At 64.8% G+C, this 20,209-nt stretch carries 14 protein-coding genes; 6 read left to right on the top strand and 8 right to left on the bottom strand.

The features are described 5' to 3' along the window. Positions 1–203 precede the first annotated feature (203 nt). The 4 genes from H597_RS0125035 to H597_RS0125020 are packed head-to-tail and all read left to right on the top strand — an operon-like array spanning position 204 to position 5,705. On the top strand, positions 204–3,044 hold the full coding sequence (locus H597_RS0125035) for an ImpA family metalloprotease (protein ID WP_028104520.1): 2,841 nt from the start codon (positions 204–206) through the stop codon (positions 3,042–3,044). Between the two features lie 48 nt (positions 3,045–3,092). Then, positions 3,093–3,947 (top strand): AAA family ATPase, encoded by an 855-nt coding sequence (locus H597_RS0125030; protein ID WP_028104519.1) that lies wholly within the window; start codon positions 3,093–3,095, stop codon positions 3,945–3,947. After that, positions 3,947–4,534, top strand: a complete 588-nt coding sequence (locus H597_RS0125025) for a GNAT family N-acetyltransferase (RefSeq protein ID WP_028104518.1) — start codon at positions 3,947–3,949, stop codon at positions 4,532–4,534. The genes H597_RS0125030 and H597_RS0125025 overlap by 1 nt, the downstream gene beginning before the upstream one ends. 1 nt (position 4,535) lies before the next feature. After that, on the top strand, positions 4,536–5,705 hold the full coding sequence (locus H597_RS0125020; protein WP_028104517.1) for a vWA domain-containing protein: 1,170 nt from the start codon (positions 4,536–4,538) through the stop codon (positions 5,703–5,705). Between the two features lie 9 nt (positions 5,706–5,714). Here H597_RS0125020 and kdpE read toward each other — a convergent pair whose 3' ends face one another. The 8 genes from kdpE to H597_RS0124975 form a co-directional block, all read right to left on the bottom strand. Further along, positions 5,715–6,422, bottom strand: coding sequence for a two-component system response regulator KdpE (gene kdpE / locus H597_RS0125015; protein ID WP_028104516.1), 708 nt, complete (start codon positions 6,420–6,422; stop codon positions 5,715–5,717). Next, entirely contained in the window at positions 6,419–9,109 is a 2,691-nt protein-coding gene (gene kdpD / locus H597_RS0125010; protein WP_028104515.1) for a two-component system sensor histidine kinase KdpD, read from the bottom strand. Before kdpD ends, kdpE begins: the two co-directional genes overlap by 4 nt. A gap of 1 nt (position 9,110) precedes the next feature. Further along, the gene (gene kdpC / locus H597_RS0125005) at positions 9,111–9,695 is read right to left on the bottom strand and encodes a potassium-transporting ATPase subunit KdpC (protein WP_028104514.1); all 585 of its coding nucleotides are present in this window, start codon (positions 9,693–9,695) and stop codon (positions 9,111–9,113) included. Positions 9,696–9,708: 13 nt separating this feature from the next. Then, complete coding sequence (gene kdpB / locus H597_RS0125000; protein WP_028104513.1) at positions 9,709–11,787, bottom strand: potassium-transporting ATPase subunit KdpB; 2,079 nt, start codon at positions 11,785–11,787, stop codon at positions 9,709–9,711. Positions 11,788–11,819: 32 nt separating this feature from the next. Beyond that, positions 11,820–13,631, bottom strand: coding sequence for a potassium-transporting ATPase subunit KdpA (gene kdpA / locus H597_RS0124995; RefSeq protein WP_028104512.1), 1,812 nt, complete (start codon positions 13,629–13,631; stop codon positions 11,820–11,822). Position 13,632: 1 nt separating this feature from the next. Next, positions 13,633–13,722 (bottom strand): potassium-transporting ATPase subunit F, encoded by a 90-nt coding sequence (locus H597_RS32425; RefSeq protein WP_035375260.1) that lies wholly within the window; start codon positions 13,720–13,722, stop codon positions 13,633–13,635. 219 nt (positions 13,723–13,941) lie between these two features. Continuing rightward, positions 13,942–14,655 carry a TorF family putative porin gene (locus tag H597_RS0124980; protein WP_028104511.1) on the bottom strand — a complete coding sequence of 238 codons (714 nt, stop codon included), beginning with the start codon at positions 14,653–14,655 and terminating at the stop codon, positions 13,942–13,944. Between the two features lie 122 nt (positions 14,656–14,777). Continuing rightward, complete coding sequence (locus H597_RS0124975; RefSeq protein ID WP_028104510.1) at positions 14,778–15,593, bottom strand: response regulator; 816 nt, start codon at positions 15,591–15,593, stop codon at positions 14,778–14,780. 127 nt (positions 15,594–15,720) lie between these two features. Here H597_RS0124975 and H597_RS0124970 point away from each other — a divergent pair, with 127 nt between their 5' ends. Both H597_RS0124970 and parC read left to right on the top strand, forming a co-directional pair. Continuing rightward, entirely contained in the window at positions 15,721–17,721 is a 2,001-nt protein-coding gene (locus tag H597_RS0124970) for a DNA topoisomerase IV subunit B (RefSeq protein WP_028104509.1), read from the top strand. Positions 17,722–17,836: 115 nt separating this feature from the next. Next, complete coding sequence (gene parC / locus H597_RS0124965; RefSeq protein WP_028104508.1) at positions 17,837–20,170, top strand: DNA topoisomerase IV subunit A; 2,334 nt, start codon at positions 17,837–17,839, stop codon at positions 20,168–20,170. The last annotated feature ends 39 nt before the right edge of the window (positions 20,171–20,209 follow it).

Raw genomic sequence — 20,209 nt, 5'->3', positions numbered from 1 at the left:
TCAGTTGAAATCGGATACTGCGTGGCGCAACAACCCGGACTTCGCGCCCTCAACCTGCGATTTTACCTTACAAGTCAAAATACCGTCCATCAAATAGGTCTAGTTTTGACAACATCGAAAAAAAGTAATTGTTTCCACATGGAAATTAATGGTAGATTGGACAGTTAAGTTCAACCACATTAAGTGCCGCACGGCAATTCCACATGATTGATTACCTGAGCAAACCGCGCCGGCCCCTGCTGGCGACCATGGTCCTGGCCCTGCTGTTGAGTGCCTGCGGCGGCGGCAGCAAGTCCGATGCGTCCGCCAATGCTGGCGCCACGCCGACCGGCGCAACGCCAACCAACGGCGGCAACACGCCCGGCAGCGGCCCGGGTGCCGGCACCGATGTCTTGACCCTCGCCATGCGCGACGGCGACGTCAGCAAGCTGCCCGACAGCACCAAGCTCATTGATGCAATTAAGCAACAGTTGGCGCTGCGCGAAAGCGAACAGTCCAACCTGCTGGGCCAGGTCTGGGGCGGCGCCGCCATCACCTACAACCCGGGCCGCAATTCCCAGCTGCTGACGCCGCAACCGATGCGCGAATCGGCGCGCACCTACCCGCTGGCCGTGGGCAGCGGCGGCAACGGCCTGGCCATCGCCGGCCAGGTGCAGGCGGCGCGCGTTGCCGCTTTCGGCAGCAATATCATCGGCACCATGCAATCCGGCAGCGCGCCGGAGATGACAGCGCCGGTGCGCCGCCTGCTGTCCTGGCTGCTGCTTGGCCAGCAGCAGGACATCGGCGCGGCACGCAGCATCAGCCTGCTGCGCTATAGCGCCGGCGAACAGAGCGCACTGAAAAACTGGTTCAAGGCTCAGTTCCCGAACTGGACCGTCAACACCTGTACCGACGACAAGCAGCTGGACGCCTGCACCAAGGACAGTCAGTTGCTGCTGGTCGGCAGCGAGGCCAGCACGCTGAACGACGACAATGCCGCCTTGCTGTCCTTCCTCGACAAATCGCTGGCGGCGGGCAAGCCCATGCTGTACCAGCACACCGGCAGCTGGGGCGACGGCGGCCTGCCGCAGGTGGCCGGCCTGCTGGGCCTGGCGCCCCTGCCCTACCCGGGCAACTACTTCAGCCAGGACAGCGCCGCCTGGAGCAGCAAGGACGCCATGGTGGCAGCCCAGCCGTCGGCGCTGAAGCCGATGCAGGCGCTCAGCCGCCTGGTCAACCACCTGGCCGCCGGCGACTACGCCTTCAACTGGAGCCAGTGCACCAGCGACAGCCGCTGCACCGAAGCGGCCGGCATCAACAGCGAGTTTTATGACGGCGCCGGCCTGCTGAAGGACTGGATCGCCTCGGTCGAAACCGGCGGCAAGCGCCTGTTCGACGCCGATACGCCGGCCCTGCTCAAGCAGCTGGTCCTGCTGGGCGACTACTACCGCAAGCAGGTGCATTACCCGATGGCCAAGGGCAGCACCCCGGTCAACACCTTCATGCGCGCCCTGTTCTCCGACCACGCCCTGGCCAACAGCCGCAGCATCCAGCCGGCCGCCAACCTGGAGGGCAGCAGTTTCAGCCCGCCGATTCCGGCCGGCGCGGCCGCCGTCACCGTCAACCGCAGCTTCACCACCCGCAGCGTGGACTTCAGCGCCAGCGCCGCCGTCTACGCCCTGCCGGGCCGCGCCCTCAAGGTCAGCCGCAGCGACAACAGCAGCGCCCGCATCACGGTCTTCGTCAACCAGCTGCGCACCGGCGCCGCGCACGTCTTCGGCGACGCCTACGACCGCCCGATGTACTTGTGGGGCAACGGCATTCCCCTGGCGCCAGGCGGCTCCATCGAGATCAGTAATCCTTACGGCGGCATCGTATATGTCTCCGTCGAAAAGAGCGACACCCCGGTCACCGCTTCCCTGCAATTCGCCGGCGTCGGCCAGCATGCCGTGTACAGCGGCCCGGCCAGCGCCAGCGCCTTCGCCGCCTCGGTGCGCAACAACCAGCTGGGCTGGTCGGAGTTCCTGACGCCGGGCTTCGAAGTCCACTCCACCGCCGCCAAGATGCGCCAAACGCTGGCCAACTACGGCGACGACGTGCAGAAGCTGACCGGCTATGTCGACACCTACTTGTACAAGGACATCTACAACCTGGCCGCCTTCAATGGCCGCGACCTGTCCCTGGCGCCCGGCGTGTCGGCGTTCTGCCAGGCGAATGGCTGGGATTGCAGCAATGCCGGCACCCACGGCCTGGCAGGCATCCAGCACTTCAACACTGACCAGGCCAACTGCGGCTATATGTGCTCCGGCCAGCCGATCGACAGCTATGCGGAATTCGAACCGCTGGGCTGGGGCGAGTCGCACGAAGTGGGCCACAACCTGCAATACGGCCACTTCAAGGTGTACGGCGGACAATCGGGCGAAGTATCGAACAATATCTTCCCGGTCCACAAATGGCTGCATTACAACCGCGACTTCCCGGCCGCCAAGCAGTGGGGCCGCGACATCAGCCAGAAGGAAACCTTCGCGCTGCTGCAGGCCGCCCAGGGCAAGGCTGCGCCGGTGGACTACGTGAAGAACGGCCTGTGGTTCGACGAAAACCTGTTCTGGGGCCGCCTGAACTTCTACTGGCAGCTCGCCCTGGATAACCGCAGCACCATGGGCGACGAAGGCTGGGACCTGTACCGCCTGCTCTATCTGCACGACCGCCTGCTGGACAAGGCGCAGGGCAGCGACAGCACCTGGAGCAGCGAGCGCGCGAAGCTGGGCTTCGGCGACGGCGGCTACGCCAACCGCAGCGCCGTGCAGAGCATCACCGCGGAAGACTACCTGGTCATCGTCACCTCGAAGATCACCGGCCGCGACCAGCGCAATTACTTCGATATGTGGGGCATCAAGTACAGCGCCGCCGCGGCCGCCCAGGTGGCCAGCTTCGGCTACCCGGCCACCAGCAAGCGTTTCTGGGCCATCCCGTGCGAGAAAAACGGCTTCAAGGCGCCGCTTTCCACGCCGGTCGCCATCGACGGCACGAGCGCCTGGCCTGCTGCAGCGAGCTGCCCACCGTAAGCCGGTCTGGCATATACTTCCGGTGATACCCTCACCGGAAGTATGACTATGCACGCACCGCAACGCTTTGAAGGCTCCGACAACTACGTCGCCACCAATGACCTGAAACTGGCTGTCAACGCCGCCCTGACCCTGCAGCGCCCCTTGCTGATCAAGGGCGAACCGGGCACCGGCAAGACCATGCTGGCCGAAGAAGTCGCCGCCGCACTCGATATGCCATTGATGCAATGGCATATCAAATCCACCACCAAGGCCCAGCAAGGCCTGTACGAATACGACGCCGTATCGCGCCTGCGCGACTCCCAGCTGGGCGACGAGCGCGTACGCGACATCCACAACTACATCGTCAAGGGCGTGCTGTGGCAAGCCTTCACCGCGCCGGAACCGGTGGTGCTGCTGATCGACGAGATCGACAAGGCCGACATCGAATTCCCGAACGACCTGCTGCGTGAACTCGACCGCATGGAGTTCTACGTCTACGAGACGCGCGAAATGGTGCAGGCCAAGCACCGCCCGCTGGTCATCATCACCTCCAACAACGAGAAAGAGCTGCCGGACGCCTTCCTGCGCCGCTGCTTCTTCCACTACATCAAATTCCCGGACAAGGACACGATGGAAGCCATCGTCAAGGTCCACTACCCGCACCTGAAGCAGGAACTGCTGGCCACCGCCCTGCAAACCTTCTACGAGGTGCGCGACGTGCCGGGCCTGAAGAAAAAGCCGTCCACCAGCGAATTCCTGGACTGGCTCAAGCTCCTGATGGCGGAAGACATTCCGCCCGAAGTCCTGCGCGGCAAAGACCAGAAAGCCGCCGTGCCGCCGCTGCATGGCGCCCTGCTGAAGAACGAGCAGGACGTGCACCTGTTCGAACGCCTGGTATTCATGTCGAGGACCAACCGCTGATGGAAGCTGTAAGCCCGGTCACCCTGGAAGCCAAGGGCCTGCGCCTGGAGCCGCTCGGCCCGCAGCACGCCGACGCCCTGCGCGACGCCGCCGGCGACGGCGAACTGTGGAAGCTGCGCATCACCTCGGTACCGGAACCGCAGCAGGTGGAAGCCTATATCGCCACCGCGCTGGAGATGCGCCCGTCCCGCCTGGCCTTCGCCGTGATTGAAGCGGTGAGCGGCCGGGTGCTCGGCACCACCAGCTACCACGACATCGTGCCCGCCATCGACCGTCTGGAAATCGGCTACACCTGGTACCGCCGCAGCGCCCAGCGCACGCACGTGAACACCACCTGCAAGCTGCTGTTGCTGGCGCACGCCTTCGACACGCTGGGCTGCGCCGTGGTCGGCTTCCGCACGGACAATTTCAACCACGCTTCGCAAGCGGCCATCAAGCGTATCGGCGGCAAGAAGGACGGCGTCATCCGTCACCACGCGCCGCGGCGCGACGGCACCGTGCGCGACACCGTCATGTACAGCATCGTGCGCGGCGAATGGCCGGAAGTGAAAGCCCAGCTGAACTACCTGCTGGCACGGAGGGCCTGACATGCTGATCGATTTCTTCTTCACGCTGAAAGACGCCAAGATCCCGGTCACCATCAAGGAATTCCTCACCCTGCTGGAAGCCATGCAAAAGCAGGTGCTGGAACCCTCGCTGGACGACTTCTACTACATGAGCCGCCTGTGCCTGGTGAAGGACGAGGCCAACTACGACAAGTTCGACCGCGCCTTCGGCCAATACTTCAAAGGGATCAACGCCGTCTTCGACACCACCAAGGAGATTCCGCTCGACTGGCTGCTGCAGCGCATGAAGCGCGAACTGACGCCCGAGCAGATCGCCGCGCTGGAAAAATTCGGCTACGACAAGCTGATGGACCGCTTGAACGAGCTGCTGAAAGAGCAGAAGGAACGCCACGAGGGCGGCAATAAATGGATCGGCAGCGGCGGCACCTCGCCGTTCGGCAACGGCGGCACCAATCCGGAAGGCATCCGCATCGGCGGCAAGGGCGGCAACCGCACCGCCGTCAAGGTATGGGAGCAGCGCACCTACAAGGACTACGACGGCGAGCGCGAACTGGGCACGCGCAATATCAAGGTCGCCCTACGCCGCCTGCGTAAATTCGCGCGCCAAGGCGCGGCGGAAGAACTGGCGCTGGACCAGACCATCCGCGCCACCGCCAGCAACGCCGGCTACCTCGACATCAAGATGCAGCCCGAGCGCAAGAACAACGTCAAGGTGCTGATGCTGATGGACGTGGGTGGCACGATGGACGACCACATCGAACGGGCGGAAGAACTGTTCTCGGCCGCCAAGACCGAGTTCAAGAACATGGAGTTCTACTACTTCCACAACTGCGTGTACGACTACCTGTGGCGCAGCAACCGGCGCCGCAACGCCGAACGCTTCGCCACCTGGGACGTGCTGCGCAAATACCCGCCGGACACCAAGCTGATCTTCGTGGGCGACGCCACCATGAGTCCTTACGAAGTGCTGCAACCGGGGGGCTCGGTCGAATACAACAACGAAGAAGCCGGTGCCGAATGGCTGGGACGCTTCACCGCGCACTTCCCGAAATTCATCTGGCTCAACCCCGAGCCGGAAGGCCTGTGGCAATACCGCCAGTCGATTGCAGTCATCCGCCAGATCATGCAGAACCGCATGTTCCCCATCACGATCGAAGGCCTCGAGCGCGCCATGCGCATGCTCTCGAAATAAATGTCGGGGTCAGCTTAGTTGGAGGCGGTAGCCGACGGCGGTTTCGGTCAGCAGGTATTGCGGCTGGGCGGGGTCGTCTTCCAGCTTGTGGCGCAGGTGACCCATGTAGATGCGCAGGTAGTGGCTATTGTCCGATTGCGCCGGGCCCCAGACGGCGCGCAGCAGCTGCGGCGCCGTCATCACGCGGCCGGCGTTGGCCACCAGCACCGACAGCAGCCGGTACTCGGTCGGCGTCAGGTGCACGTGCTCACCGCGCTTCAGGACCTTGCGGTTCGGCAGGTCCACCACGACTTCCCCAAACCGCACCTGGCCGGCGCTGTCGGCTTGCGGCTGCCGCTGGCGGCGCAAGGTGGCGCGCACGCGGGCCAGCAGCTCACCGACGCCGAATGGTTTGCTCAGGTAGTCGTCGGCGCCGGCGTCCAGCGCCTTGATCTTGTCTGCCTCGTTGACGCGCGCCGAGAGCACGATGACCGGCACCTGCGACCATTTGCGCAAGTCTGCAATGAAGTCCGTGCCATCGCCGTCGGGCAGACCCAGGTCGAGTATCACCACGTCCGGGCGGCGCGTGCCGGCGTCGATCAGGCCGCGCTGCATGGTGGCCGCTTCGTGCACGTGCCAGCCTTCTTCTTCCAGCGCCGCGCGCACAAAGCGGCGGATCTGCGGCTCATCCTCCACCAACAGGGCTGTGGGCGCGACGTCGGTCTGTTGCTTGTTCATATTTCCTCAATCTCGGGCGCTTGCGGCGGGCTGCCGACCGGCAGCGTGAAGACGATGGCGGCGCCACCCAGCGGCGAGCTGTCGGCGCCGATGGTTCCACCATGCGCTTCGACGATGGCGCGGCAGATGGCCAGTCCCAGGCCAACGCCCGGTTTGGACGATTCCTTCTCGCCGCGGGTGAATTTTTCGAAGATGGCCTCCTCGCGCCCGCGCGGCAGGCCGGGGCCGTCATCGTACACCATCACACGTGCGAATTCGCCGCGCTGCACGGCGTAGACCACGATGGAGGAGCCGGGTGGCGTGTACTTGGCGGCGTTCTCCAGCAGGTTGCACAGCACGCGTTCAATCAGCACCGCGTCGAAGCGCAGCAGCGGCAACGCCAGCGCAAGCTGGGTGCTGACCTTGCGCCGCTTGAGCTGCAGGCTGCTGGCGCGCAAGGCGCTGCCCACCACTTCCTCCAGCGGCTGCCATTGCAGGTTGATTTTCAGCTCGCCGCTTTCGATGCGTGCCATGTCCAGCAGGTTGGCCACCAGGGCGCTCATGCGCAGCGCTTCGGTATGCAGCGACGCGGCGATGTCAAGCTGCTGCGCCGACAGCGGCGGGCGCGATTGCGCCAGCGATTCGGACAGGCCGACCAGCGATGTCAGCGGCGTGCGCAGGTCGTGCGATAGCGCGGCCAGCAGCGAATTGCGCAGGCGTTCGGACTCCATATTGACCAGCGCTTCCTGCGCCACTTCGATGTAGTGTACGCGTTCGAGCGCGATGGCCGCCAGCGCGGCGAAGGTGTCCAGGTGCTGCCGCTGTTCGGGAATCAGGATCCAGCGCCGCTGCGCCGGCTCGATCGCCAGCACGCCGCGCGTGCGCATCGGCGCCACCAGCGGCATGTAGAACAGCGGACTGGCGGGCAGCGTGTCCGTGCCCAGGCCCGCGCTCTCGGCGTGGTCGAAGGCCCATTGCGCCACGCCCTGGTCGAGCGCCGCCGCGCCGGCCGGCATCAGCAGCCGCCCGTCGGCGTCGGGCAGCAGCAAGGTGGCCTTGGCGCGGAACGTACCCTGCACGAATCGCGCGGTGGTCTCGAAGATCTGCTCGGTCTGCAAGGCGCCGGACAGCTCGCGCGCAAATTCGTACAGCGCCCGGGCGCGCGCTTCGCGGTGGGAGGCGACGCGCGCCTGGAAGCGCAGGCCGGCGGTGAGATGGCCGGTAATCAGGCCTACCGCCAGCATGACGGCAAAGGTGATCAGGTACTGCAGGTCCGAAATGGCGAAGGTGAAGCGCGGCGGGACGAAGAAGAAGTCGAAGCAGGCCACGCTGACGCAGGTCGCCAGGACCGACGGCGCGCGCCCGTGGCGCACCGCCACCAGGAGCACCACCAAGAGGAACAGCATGGCGATGTTGGCCAGGTCGAAGTACGGCAGCAGCGGCGTCGCCAGCAGCGCCATGCCGAGGCTAGAGCCCGCAGCCACGGCGTAGCCGGCAAGCCGGGCGAACATGCGCTGCCCGTCCTCCTCGGCATCGCTGGCCGCTTCCGGCCGCGGCGGCGCGTCGCGCTCGCTGACGGCCACCTCGATCAAATCGATGTCGGGCGCGTGCGCGGCCAGGCTGCGGATGTGGGAGCGGCGCCACGGCCAGTTGCGGTGCGCCCGCCCCATCGTGATTTTGGACAGGTTATGGCCGCGCGCGTATTCCACCGCCGTGGCGGCGATATCGCGGCCCGACAGCACGGCCGTGGTGGCCCCCAGGGTTTGCGCCAGCTTGAGGGTCTGCAAGATGCGTTCGCGCTCGGCGGCCGAGCGGCGCTGCAGCGATGGCGTTTCCACGTAGATGGCATGCCATTCGGTGCCCAGTTGCCCGGCCAGGCGCGCAGCGCTGCGCACCACCTGCTCGCAGCCGGACCGTGGGCCGACCAGGGCCAGCACCGAGGCGCCGGTTTTCCAGATGGTGTCGATCGACTGTTCCACGCGGTAGGCGCGCACATCGTCCTCGATGCGGTCGGCGGTGCGGCGCAGGGCCAGTTCGCGCAAGGCGATCAGGTTCCCTTTGCGGAAGAAGTTCTTGGCGGCGCGCTCGGCCTGCTGCGCTTGATACACCTTGCCGCCTTTCAGGCGCGACAGCAGTTCATCGGCCGGGAGGTCGACCAGCACCACCTCGTCGGCGGCGTCGAACACGGTGTCGGGTACGGTTTCGTTGACCTGGATGCCGGTGATGCCGCCCACCACATCGTTCAGGCTTTCCAGGTGCTGCACATTGACGGTGCTGAAGACGTCGATGCCGGCGTCCAGCAGTTCCTCCACGTCCTGCCAGCGCTTGGGGTGGCGCGAACCGGGCCCGTTGGAATGGGCCAGCTCGTCGATCAGGACCAGCGGGGGATTGCGCGCGAGCGCCGTGTCGATGTCGAATTCGGCCAGGGTCTTGCCCCGGTAGGCGATCTGCTTGAGGGGCAGCACGTCCAGCCCCTCCAGCAGGGCCGCCGTCTCGCTGCGGCCGTGGGTCTCGATGACGCCGACCAGGACCTGCCGCCCCGCAGCCTGCAACTTGCGGGCGGCCGACAGCATGGCGTAGGTCTTGCCGACGCCGGCCGATGCGCCGAAGTAGATGCGCAGCTTGCCGCGCGCGGCCTTGCGTTCCTGCGCCTGCATCTGCGCCAGCAGCGCGTCGGGGTCCGGGCGGTCGTCGTCGAGTGGGATCATTTCAGCGAGTATGCGGCGTTTTGCCGTCCAGCGCCAGATTCAGCGCCAGGACGTTGACGCGCGGCTCGCCGAAGATGCCCAGCATGGCGCCCGAGGTGTGCTGCGCCAGCAGGGCCTGCACCTGCTCCGGCGCCATCTGGCGCTGGGCGGCGACGCGCTTGAGCTGATACTGCGCGGCGGCCAGGCTGATCTCCGGATCCAGGCCGCTGCCCGAGGCGGTCACCAAGTCGACCGGGATGGGCGCCGTGTTGCCGGGATCGGCCGCTTGCAGCGCTGCCACGCGGCCTTTGACGGCCTCGGTGAAGGCCGGATTCAGCGGGCCCAGGTTGGAAGCGGAAGAGCCGTTGGCGTTATACGGCATCGGCCCGGTGGCCGACGGCCGGCCCCAGAAGTATTTAGGCGAGCTGAATTGCTGGCCGATCAGCAGGGAACCGGCCGGCTTGCCGTTCACTTCCACGATGGAGCCGCCGGCCTGATACGGGAAGACGGCCTGGCCCACGGCCGTCACCGCCAGCGGGTAAAGCAGGCCGGTGGCCAGCGTCAGGACGCCGAACAGCACCAAGGCGGGGCGGAAAGTCGAAATCATCATATTCTCCAGATTAAACGAGGTTGAACGCGGCCAGCAGCATGTCGATCAGCTTGATGCCGATGAATGGCAGGAGCAGGCCGCCCACGCCGTACACCAGCAGGTTGCGGCGCAGCAGCGCGGTGGCGCCGATGGCGCGGTAGCGCACGCCCTTCAGGGCCAGCGGGATCAGGAACACGATAATCAGGGCGTTGAAGATCACGGCCGACATGATGGCCGAATTCGGGCTGGCCAGGTGCATGATGTCCAGCGCCTTGAGCTGCGGATAGGTGCCCACGAAAGCGGCCGGGATGATGGCGAAGTACTTGGCGATGTCGTTCGAGATCGAGAAGGTGGTCAGCGAACCGCGCGTCATCAGCATCTGCTTGCCGATTTCCACGATCTCCAGCAGCTTGGTCGGGTTCGAGTCGAGGTCGACCATATTGCCGGCCTCCTTCGCCGCCTGCGTGCCGGAACTCATGGCTACCGCCACGTCGGCCTGCGCCAGCGCCGGGGCGTCGTTGGTGCCGTCGCCGGTCATGGCCACCAGGCGGCCGTTGGACTGGTAGCCGCGGATCAGTTTCAGCTTGTCTTCCGGCGTCGCCTCGGCCAGGAAATCGTCCACCCCCGCTTCGGCGGCAATCGCCGCGGCGGTGATCTTGTTGTCGCCGGTGATCATCACGGTCTTGATGCCCATGCGGCGCAGCTCGGCGAAACGCTCCTTGATACCGCCCTTGACGATGTCCTTCAGCTCCACCACGCCCATCACGCGGCCGGCATCGGCCACCACCAGCGGCGTGCTGCCGCGGCGCGACACGTCGTCCACCGTGCGCAGCACCTCGGCCGGGAATTCCTTGCCTTGGGCTTCCACGTATTTGCGCACAGCTTCGGCGGCGCCCTTGCGCACCTCGCGCCCGTCCATATTCACGCCACTCATGCGGGTGTTGGCGGAGAACGGCAGGAACTCGGCGTGCAGCGCCGACAGCTCGCGTTCGCGGATATTGAACTTCTGCTTGGCCAGCACCACAATGGAGCGCCCTTCCGGCGTTTCATCGGCCAGCGAGGCCAGTTGCGCCACGTCGGCCAGCTCGCGCTCGGTCACGCCCGGCGCGGCGAAGAAGGCCGATGCCTGGCGGTTGCCGAGGGTGATGGTGCCGGTCTTGTCCAGCAGCAGCACGTCGACGTCGCCCGCCGCTTCCACGGCGCGGCCCGAGGTGGCGATCACATTGGCCTGCATCATGCGGCTCATGCCGGCCACGCCGATGGCCGACAGCAGGCCGCCGATGGTGGTCGGGATCAGGCACACCAGCAGCGCGATCAGGACCGTGATGGTGATCGGGCTGCCCGATTGCGCGGCCGCCACCGAGAACAGCGAGAACGGCAGCAGGGTCGCCGTCACGATCAGGAACACGATGGTCAGCGCCACCAGCAGGATGGTCAGGGCGATCTCGTTCGGGGTTTTCTTGCGCTTGGCGCCTTCCACCATGGCGATCATGCGGTCGAGGAAGGTTTCGCCCGGGTTGGCGGTGACCTGCACCACCAGCCAGTCCGACAGTACGCGCGTGCCGCCGGTGACGGAGGAAAAGTCGCCGCCCGACTCGCGGATCACGGGCGCCGATTCGCCCGTGATGGCGCTTTCGTCCACCGAGGCCACGCCTTCGATGACGGTGCCGTCGATCGGAATCACGTCGCCCGCCTCCACCAACACGTAATTCCCTTTGCGCAGATCGGTGGCAGGGCATGGCAGCCACTGGGTGCCGTGCTTCGGTGCTGTCAGCTTTTTCGAGCTCACGCTCTGCTTCAGGCTGCGCAGCGAGGCCGCTTGCGCCTTGCTGCGGCCCTCCGCCAATGCCTCGGCGAAGTTGGCGAACAATACAGTGAACCACAGCCAGACCGAGGTGGCCAGGATGAAGCCGGAGCCGGCCTCCCCTTTTCCGTCCAGCGACTGGAGGTACAGCAGGGTGGTGATGATGCTGCCGACATAGACCACGAACATCACGGGACTGCGCAGCTGCACGCGCGGGTCCAGTTTGTAGAAAGACTCGGCGATTGCCGGCAGCACCAGCTTCGATTCGAACAGTTTCAGGCGCTGGCCTGGTTGGGCGGCCGTCATCGCTTGCGATTGCGACATATTAATGCCCTCCTTTATTTATACAGTTGCAGGTGTTCGATGACCGGGCCGAGGGCCAGGGCAGGAACAAAATTCAGGACGCCCACCAGCAGCACCACGGCCACCAGCAGGAAGACAAACATCAGGCCATGGGTCGGCATGGTGCCGGCGTTGGCTTGCAGGCGCTGCTTGCCAGCCAGCGAACCGGCAATCGCCAGCACCGGCACGATCATGGCGAAGCGGCCGAACCACATGGCGATCGCCAGCATGGTGTTGTAGAACGGCGTGTTGGCGGAAAGGCCGGCGAACGCGCTGCCGTTGTTGTTGGCGGCCGAGCTGAAGGCATACAGGATTTCGGTAAAGCCGTGCGCACCCGGATTGGCGACGCCGGCCTTGCCCAGGTCCGTCATCACGGCGATCGCCGTCCCCACCAGCACCAGGGTCGGGGTGACCAGGATGGCGATCGAGGTCATCTTCATTTCATACACCTGGATCTTCTTGCCCAGGTATTCCGGCGTGCGCCCGATCATCAGGCCGGCGATGAACACCGCCATGATGGCGAAGACCAGCATGCCGTACAGGCCGGAGCCGACGCCGCCGAACACCACTTCGCCCAGCTGCATCAGGAGGGTGGGAACCATGCCGCCCAGCGGCGTGTAGGAATCATGGAAGCTGTTGACGGCGCCGCAAGATGCCGCAGTGGTGACGGCGGCGAACAGGCCGGAGGCGGCGATGCCGAAACGCGTTTCCTTGCCCTCCATATTGCCGCCCGATTGCAGCGCGCCGGCCGACTGGTCGATGCCCATGGCCTGTAGGGCCGGGTGGGCTTGCTGCTCGGCTGCCATGATGCCGGCGGCAGCCACCACGAACATGATGGTCATCGCGGCCAGCACCGCCCAGCCCTGGCGGCGGTCGCCCACCAGATGGCCGAAGGCGAAGCACAGGCCGGCCGGAATCAGGAAGATCGCCAGCATCTGCGAGAAGTTCGACAGCGCGGTCGGATTCTCATACGGGTGGGCCGAGTTGGCGTTGAAGAAGCCGCCGCCGTTGGTGCCCAGCATCTTGATCGCTTCCTGCGAAGCGACCGGGCCCATGGCGATCAGCTGGCTGGTGGCGACCTTGTCTTCCATCACAGGCTGGCCAGCGGCATCTTTCAGCGGCTGGCCGTCGGGGCCGGCCTTGGGTTCGGCATACTTGACCACCTCCACCAGCGGCACTTCCTTATAGGGGGAGAAGTTCTGGATCGTGCCCTGGCCGACCAGGAACACGGCATAGACAAAGGAGAGCGGCAGCAGCACATACAGCGTGATGCGGGTCAGGTCGCGCCAGAAATTGCCGATCGACTCGGCCGAGCGCGCAGCAAAGCCGCGGATCAAGGCAAAGGCCACGGCGATCCCGGTGGCGGCCGACAGGAAGTTCTGCGGCGCCAGCGCCAGCATCTGGCTCAGGTAGCTCATGGTCTGTTCGCCGCCATAGCCCTGCCAGTTGGTGTTGGCCACGAAGCTGACGGCAGTGTTGAACGAGGAGTCCGGAGAGACATTGCCCAGGCCTTGCGGATTGAGTGGCAGCCAGGCTTGCAGGCGCTGCACGGCGTAGACGAACAGCGCGCCCAAGGTATTGAAGACCAGCAGGGCCATGGCATAGGATTTCCAGCCCATGCCTTGTTTGGCAGCGTCGCCAGACACGCCAGCGGCGCGGTACAGCAGCTTTTCCACGGCGCCCAGCCAGCCCAGGCCCGGGATACTGCGGCCGTCGGCGACGCGCGCCAGCAGAAGACCGACCGGCCAGGCGGCGGCCAGCAGTACGAGCAGGAAGACTGCCAGCAGCAGGAACGATTGGGTAGTCATGTTACAGGTCCTCCGCTTTCAGCAAGGCGAGCAGCAGGTAGACCAGCAAACCTGCGGTGGCGACAGCGCCAATCAGGTAGAAGGTGTTCATTGCTGGCCCCCCAGCTTGTCGCAGCCGGCCGCCATGGCGGCGACCAGCGCGAAAAAGGCGACGAACGCGCCGAGAAATACGATGTCCATTGGGTTCCCCGAAAGGTCTTGTTTGTTTGTGAAACCAGCTTATCGAGCAGCACCTAAATTCGGTGTAAAGACTCGGCAAGCCGGTGTAAACAAGGTGTAAAAACAAGGTGTAAAAACAAGGTGTAAAAATTCAGAAATTCCGGCTGACGGTAAGCTGCAGGGCATTCTTGCCAAGGAATTTCCCGTTGGCCGGCGAGGCATATGCCGCCCTGTTCGCATTGGTGCCGACGACGGCCAACTGCAGGCTGGCGACCCCAAGGTCTTTGCCCACGCCCAGCTTCCAGTCGGAGTAATCGGCGGCCGCGTTGCCATGTACGCGCTGGCGGCCGGCATGCAGGCTGGCGGACATACCGCTGCCCAGATCGAATCCGGCGCTCAGGTCAAGGTAGCCCGAGCTTTTGCTGTCTGCGAAGCCGAACAGGCTAGTCAGCGCATGCGAGTACTTCAGCGTGAACGGGCCGTAGCCAAGCTGGCCGTAGATTTCCCAGGTGTCGGGATTGTCGAGGCCGGGGATGCGGCCTTTGTAGATATAGCTCAGGATGCCGGCATCGTAGCTGATGGCCGGCGAGAGTTGTCCGCGCTTGCCGGCGTAGATATCGAGCTCCATGCGGCCCGCCCCGCCTGCATCGCGCGTCCAGTTGATGCTGGATGCCCACGCACCGGCATAGAGGCCGGTGGAGGGGGCGGCGAATTCGGCGCCGCCTTGAATGGCGGGCTGCAAACGGGATTGCGAAATACCGCGGTAGCGGTAGTCGCTGGTCAGCGATGTATTGAAGCTAACTTCATCTGCAGCCAGTACGGGTGCCGCCGCGAAGGCAGCGGCGAAGAAAAACGCAAACTTCATAAGTCCACTTTCGTCAAAAAGAAGGTGACGAAAGCGTATCGGCCGGCGCGTAAAAAAGGTCTAAAGAGGTGAGCGGCGCGAATCAACGCCGCATAAAAATGTCCCCCGTGGGGTCAATTAATTCACAGGCGCATGAATTTGCGCAGGGTGGCTTGGATCTGGCTCTCGGCCAGCGGCTTGTCCAGCATGCCGGCGGCCCCGGCGGCGCGGCCGCGGGTAATGTCGTAGTCATGCGCGGACTGGACCAGGAATACCACGTCCGGGTGCGTTTCTTCGCCGCGCAATTGGGCGCATAAGAGGTAGTGGTCGATGATGGGGGCGGCGAAGTCCAGCAGGACCACGGCCACCGGACGCTTGCGGCAGATCGCCAGCGCGGCGACGCCATCCACCGCCCACAGTACCGCGGTGCCGAAGTGCGTCAGCGACTGGGCAAGCTGCTCGCTGAAGTGGGCGTTCGCGTCGACGCAAAGCACGGCGCCTTCACGGCGCGGCTTGCGCATTCTTTCGTAGACGGCCGGTTCGGTCAGGTCCAGGTCGAGCCGTTCGCGGCGCCGGCGTTCCGGCGCCAGCGGCTGGCCACATGCCGCCAGGCCGGCCAGCAAATCGGCGCGGCGCGTCACCAGGCGCGCCAATTCGGCGTACATGGCGTGCCATTGCACCGGGAACGGCAGGTTCGTGAAGGGCAGCGTCACGCCGGTCGCGCCCAGTACCAGCGCGGGGCGGATGTCGCCGGCAGCCAGCGAGGCGATGACGGCCAGCGCTTTCAATTCGGTGCCGTTGGCCAGGTAGATGTCGGGGTCGCGCAGGCTGTCTTCGGCCAGGCAGAGGAAGGCGGGACCATCGGCCGGGGCCCGCTCCAGGCCCTGCGCAAGCGCGCGTTCGGCGTCCCGGGGGAAGCCGACCAGCCTGACTGCGAACGTTTGCCGATCTGTCGTCATAAAGCCATTTTACCGCTGGGATTCGCTTGCGCCACAGGCTGTTGCGGATAGAATGCGCAGGCATGCGATCCGTCAAATCGGAAAATACTGTATATAATCACAGCACTTTGCATTACCAATAACACGTATGGCCACTAAAAAACCAGTTTCCGACTACAGCGAATCATCCATCCGCGTCCTCAAAGGACTGGAGCCCGTCAAGCAGCGTCCGGGCATGTATACCCGCACCGAGAACCCTCTGCACATCATCCAGGAGGTGATCGATAACGCCTCCGACGAGGCGTTGGGCGGCCATTGCAAGAACATTATCGTGACGCAGAATGCCGACGGCTCCATCACCGTGGAAGACGACGGCCGCGGCATCCCGGTCGGCCTGCACCCTGAGGAAAACGTGCCGACGGTGGAAATCGTCTTCACCCGCCTGCACGCGGGTGGTAAGTTCGACAAGGGTTCGGGCGGCGCCTATGCCTTCTCGGGCGGCCTGCACGGCGTCGGCGTGTCGGTCACCAACGCGCTGTCGAAGCGTCTGGAGATCGCAGTGTGGCGAAAAGACGACGCCGGCAACGGTTTCCACCAGATCGCGTTCGAACACGGCGACCTGGTCGAACCTTTGAGCTCCCAGCCCGCGCCGAAAGATGGCAAGAAGTCCGGTACCCGCGTCACCGCCTGGCCGGATGGGAAGTATTTCGATTCGCCGCAGATTTCCCAGGTCGAGCTGCAACGCCTGCTGCGCTCCAAGGCGGTACTGCTGCCCGGCGTGACCGTCACGCTGAAGAACGCCAAGAACGGCGACGAGCAGACCTGGATGTACAAGGACGGCCTGCGCGGCTATCTGAACGAACAGCTGGCCCAGACCACGTCCAACGGCGAAACCCTGATCCCCCTGTTCGAGGGCGAGCAGTTCGCTACCCCTGACGCGGAAGGCTTCGCCGAGGGCGAGGGCGCGTCGTGGGTGGTGGCCTGGACCGAGGAAGGCGCCGTGGTGCGCGAGTCCTACGTCAACCTGATCCCGACCCCGAACGGCGGCACCCATGAATCGGGCCTGCGCGAAGGCCTGTTCGGCGCCATGAAGAATTTCGTCGAACTGCACTCGCTGCTGCCGAAGGGCGTCAAGCTGCTGCCGGAAGACGTGTTTGCGCGCGCTTCCTTCGTGCTGTCGGCCAAGGTGCTGGATCCGCAGTTCCAGGGCCAGATCAAGGAACGCCTCAATTCGCGCGACGCGGTGCGCCTGGTGGCCACGTTCTCCAAGCCTGCGCTGGAGCTGTGGCTGAACCAGCACATCGACTACGGCAAGAAGCTGGCGGAACTGGTGATCAAGCAGGCCCAATCGCGCCTGCGCTCGGCCCAGAAGGTCGAGAAGAAGAAGTCCTCCGGCGTGGCGGTGTTGCCGGGCAAGCTGACCGATTGCGAGTCGGACGATGTGGTGCGCACCGAGATCTTCCTGGTCGAAGGCGACTCCGCGGGCGGTTCGGCCAAGATGGGCCGCGACAAGGAATTCCAGGCCATCCTGCCGCTGCGCGGCAAGGTGCTGAACTCCTGGGAGACCGACAAGGACCGCCTGTTCGCCAACAACGAGATCCACGACATCGCGGTGGCGATCGGCGTCGATCCGCACCACCACGGCGATACGCCTGATTTGTCCGGCCTGCGCTACGGCAAAATCTGCATCCTCTCCGATGCGGACGTCGACGGCTCGCACATCCAGGTGCTGCTGCTTACCCTGTTCTTCCGCCATTTCCCGAAACTGATCGAGAACGGCAATATCTGCATCGCCCGTCCGCCGCTGTACCGCGTGGATGCGCCGGCGCGCGGCAAGAAGCCGATCCAGAAGCTGTACGCGCTGGACGACGGCGAGCTGGTGGCGATCGAAGACAAGCTGCGCAAGGATGGCCTGAAGGACGGCTCCTGGACCATCTCCCGCTTCAAGGGCCTGGGCGAGATGAACGCCGAGCAGCTGTGGGAGACCACCATGAATCCGGATACCCGCCGCCTGCTGCCGGTGTCGCTGGGCGATTTCGACCATAGCTACTCTTCCTCGCGCTTCAATATGCTGATGGGCAAAGGCGAAGCCGCCGCCCGCCGCGCTTGGATCGAGGAGCATGGCAACGAAGTGGAAGCGGATATCTAAAACCGGTAAAGCAGTGCCCGACCCGCAGGGTCAGGCACTGGTACGCGACCGGTGCGGGCCAGGTGTCTGACCCTATGGGTCTGACACCGAATTACCGGTTTAGAAAGCAAACAATATGACTCAAGCAAATCTCTTTGACGAACCAACCCCGCCAAACGGCGGTGGCGGCAGCGACGACGGCGGCGAATCCCTGACCCTGTCGACCTTCGCCGAGCGCGCCTACTTGGACTACGCCATTTCCGTGGTCAAGGGCCGCGCCCTGCCGGACGTGTGCGACGGCCAGAAGCCGGTGCAGCGCCGCATCCTGTACTCGATGAATGTACTGGGCCTGGGCCCGACCGCCAAGCCGCGCAAATCCGCCACCGTGGTGGGCGACGTGCTGGGTAAGCTGCACCCGCACGGCGACCAGTCGGTGTACGACGCGCTGGTGCGCATGGCGCAGGACTTCTCGCTGCGCTACCCGCTGATCGACGGCCAGGGTAACTTCGGCTCGCGCGACGGCGACGGCGCGGCGGCCATGCGATACACCGAAGCCCGTTTGACCCCGATCTCGCGCCTGCTGCTCGACGAAATCGATATGGGCACCGTGGACTTCATCCCGAACTACGACGGCTCGTATGAAGAACCGGCCCTGCTGCCCGCGCGCCTGCCGATGGTGCTGCTGAACGGCGCTTCCGGTATCGCTGTGGGCCTGGCGACCGAGATCCCTTCGCACAACCTGACCGAGGTGGCGAAAGCGGCTGTGGCGATGATCCGCAATCCGAAGATCACCCACGCGGAACTGATGGAGTTGATCCCAGGCCCGGACTTCCCGGGCGGCGGCCAGCTGATCACCCCGCGCGCGCAGATCGACGATATGTATGCGTCGGGCCGCGGCTCGATGAAGGTGCGCGCACGCTGGAAGATCGAAGAACTGGCGCGCGGACAATGGCAAGCCGTCGTGTACGAACTGCCGCCGGGTACCTCCTCGCAAAAGGTGCTGGAAGAAATCGAAGAGCTGACCAATCCGAAGGTCAAGCTGGGCAAGAAGGCGCTGTCGCCGGAACAGGTGGCACTGAAAGGCCTGCTCCTGGGCCAGCTGGACAAGGTGCGCGATGAGTCGGGCCGCGAAGCCGCGGTGCGCCTGGTGTTCGAACCGAAATCGAAGAACCAGAACCAGACTGAGTTCATGCACATGCTGCTGGCGCATACTTCCCTGGAGTCGTCGGCGTCGATGAACCTGGTGATGATCGGCGGCGATGGCCGTCCGCGCCAGAAGGGCATCAGCGATATCCTGGCCGAGTGGATCGAATTCCGCTTCGCCACGGTAACCCGCCGCACCCAGTTCCGCCTGAACCAGGTCGATGAGCGCATCCATATCCTGGAAGGCCGCCAGATCGTCCTGCTGAATATCGACGAAGTGATCGCCATCATCCGCAATTCGGACGAGCCGAAGGCGGCGCTGATCGAACGCTTCAAGCTGTCGGACCGCCAGGCGGAAGACATCCTGGAAATCCGCCTGCGCCAGCTGGCGCGCCTGGAAGCGATCAAGATCGAGCAACAACTGGCCGAGCTGCGCAAGGAGCGCGAAGGCCTGCAGGACATCCTGGATAACCCATCCACCCTGCGCCGCCTGGTGATCAAGGAAATCGACGCCGACGCCAAGTCCTACGGCGACGCGCGCCGCACCCTGATCGAGGAAGCGCAGAAGGCCGTCGTGGAACAGAAGGTGGTCGACGAGCCGGTGACCGTGATCATCTCCGAAAAAGGCTGGGTGCGCGCGCGTACCGGCATCGGCCACGATCCTGCGCAGTTCACCTTCAAGGCGGGCGACTCGCTGTATGGCGCGTTCGAATGCCGTACCGTGGATACCCTGCTGGGCTTCGGCGACAACGGCAAGGTGTATTCCGTGCCGGTCGCCGCCCTGCCTAACGCGCGCGGCGACGGCGTGCCGATCACCACCCTGGTCGACCTGTCGGGCGGCGCGCGCCTGCTGCACTACTATGCGGGCAGCGGCGACAGGCAGCTGCTGCTGGCGTCCGACGCGGGCTACGGCTTTATCGCAAAGGCCGGCGATATGGTGTCGCGCCTGAAGGGCGGCAAGTCCTTCATCACGCTCGATGAGGGCGACAAGCCCCTGCCTCCTACGGTGGTGGTGGATGGCGCCAGCGCAGTGGCGGTGATCTCGGAGAAGGCGAACCTGCTGGTGTTCGGCATGGACGAGATGAAGGTGCTGTCCAACGGCGGCCGCGGCGTCATCCTGATGGATCTGGCCGATAAGGAGAAGTTGGTTGCCGCTTGCGCGATCACCGACAAGGGTGTGACTGTGCAGGGTGTCGGCAATGCGCAGAAGGCGAAGGAAGACCGGATGGGGCCGACCGCGCTGGGGCCGCACTTCGGCAAGCGCGCAAGGAAGGGTAAGGCGGTGCCGGTGCGGATCAAGCCTACAGGTTTGCTGCCGAACACTTGAAACCGGTAGTTCAGTGTCTGACCCGCAGGGTCAGACACT

Source organism: Pseudoduganella violaceinigra DSM 15887, assembly GCF_000425385.1.
Lineage (GTDB): Bacteria > Pseudomonadota > Gammaproteobacteria > Burkholderiales > Burkholderiaceae_D > Rugamonas > Rugamonas violaceinigra.
Note: the sequence above shows the minus strand (reverse complement) of the source record. Positions and strands in the feature narration are given on the sequence as shown.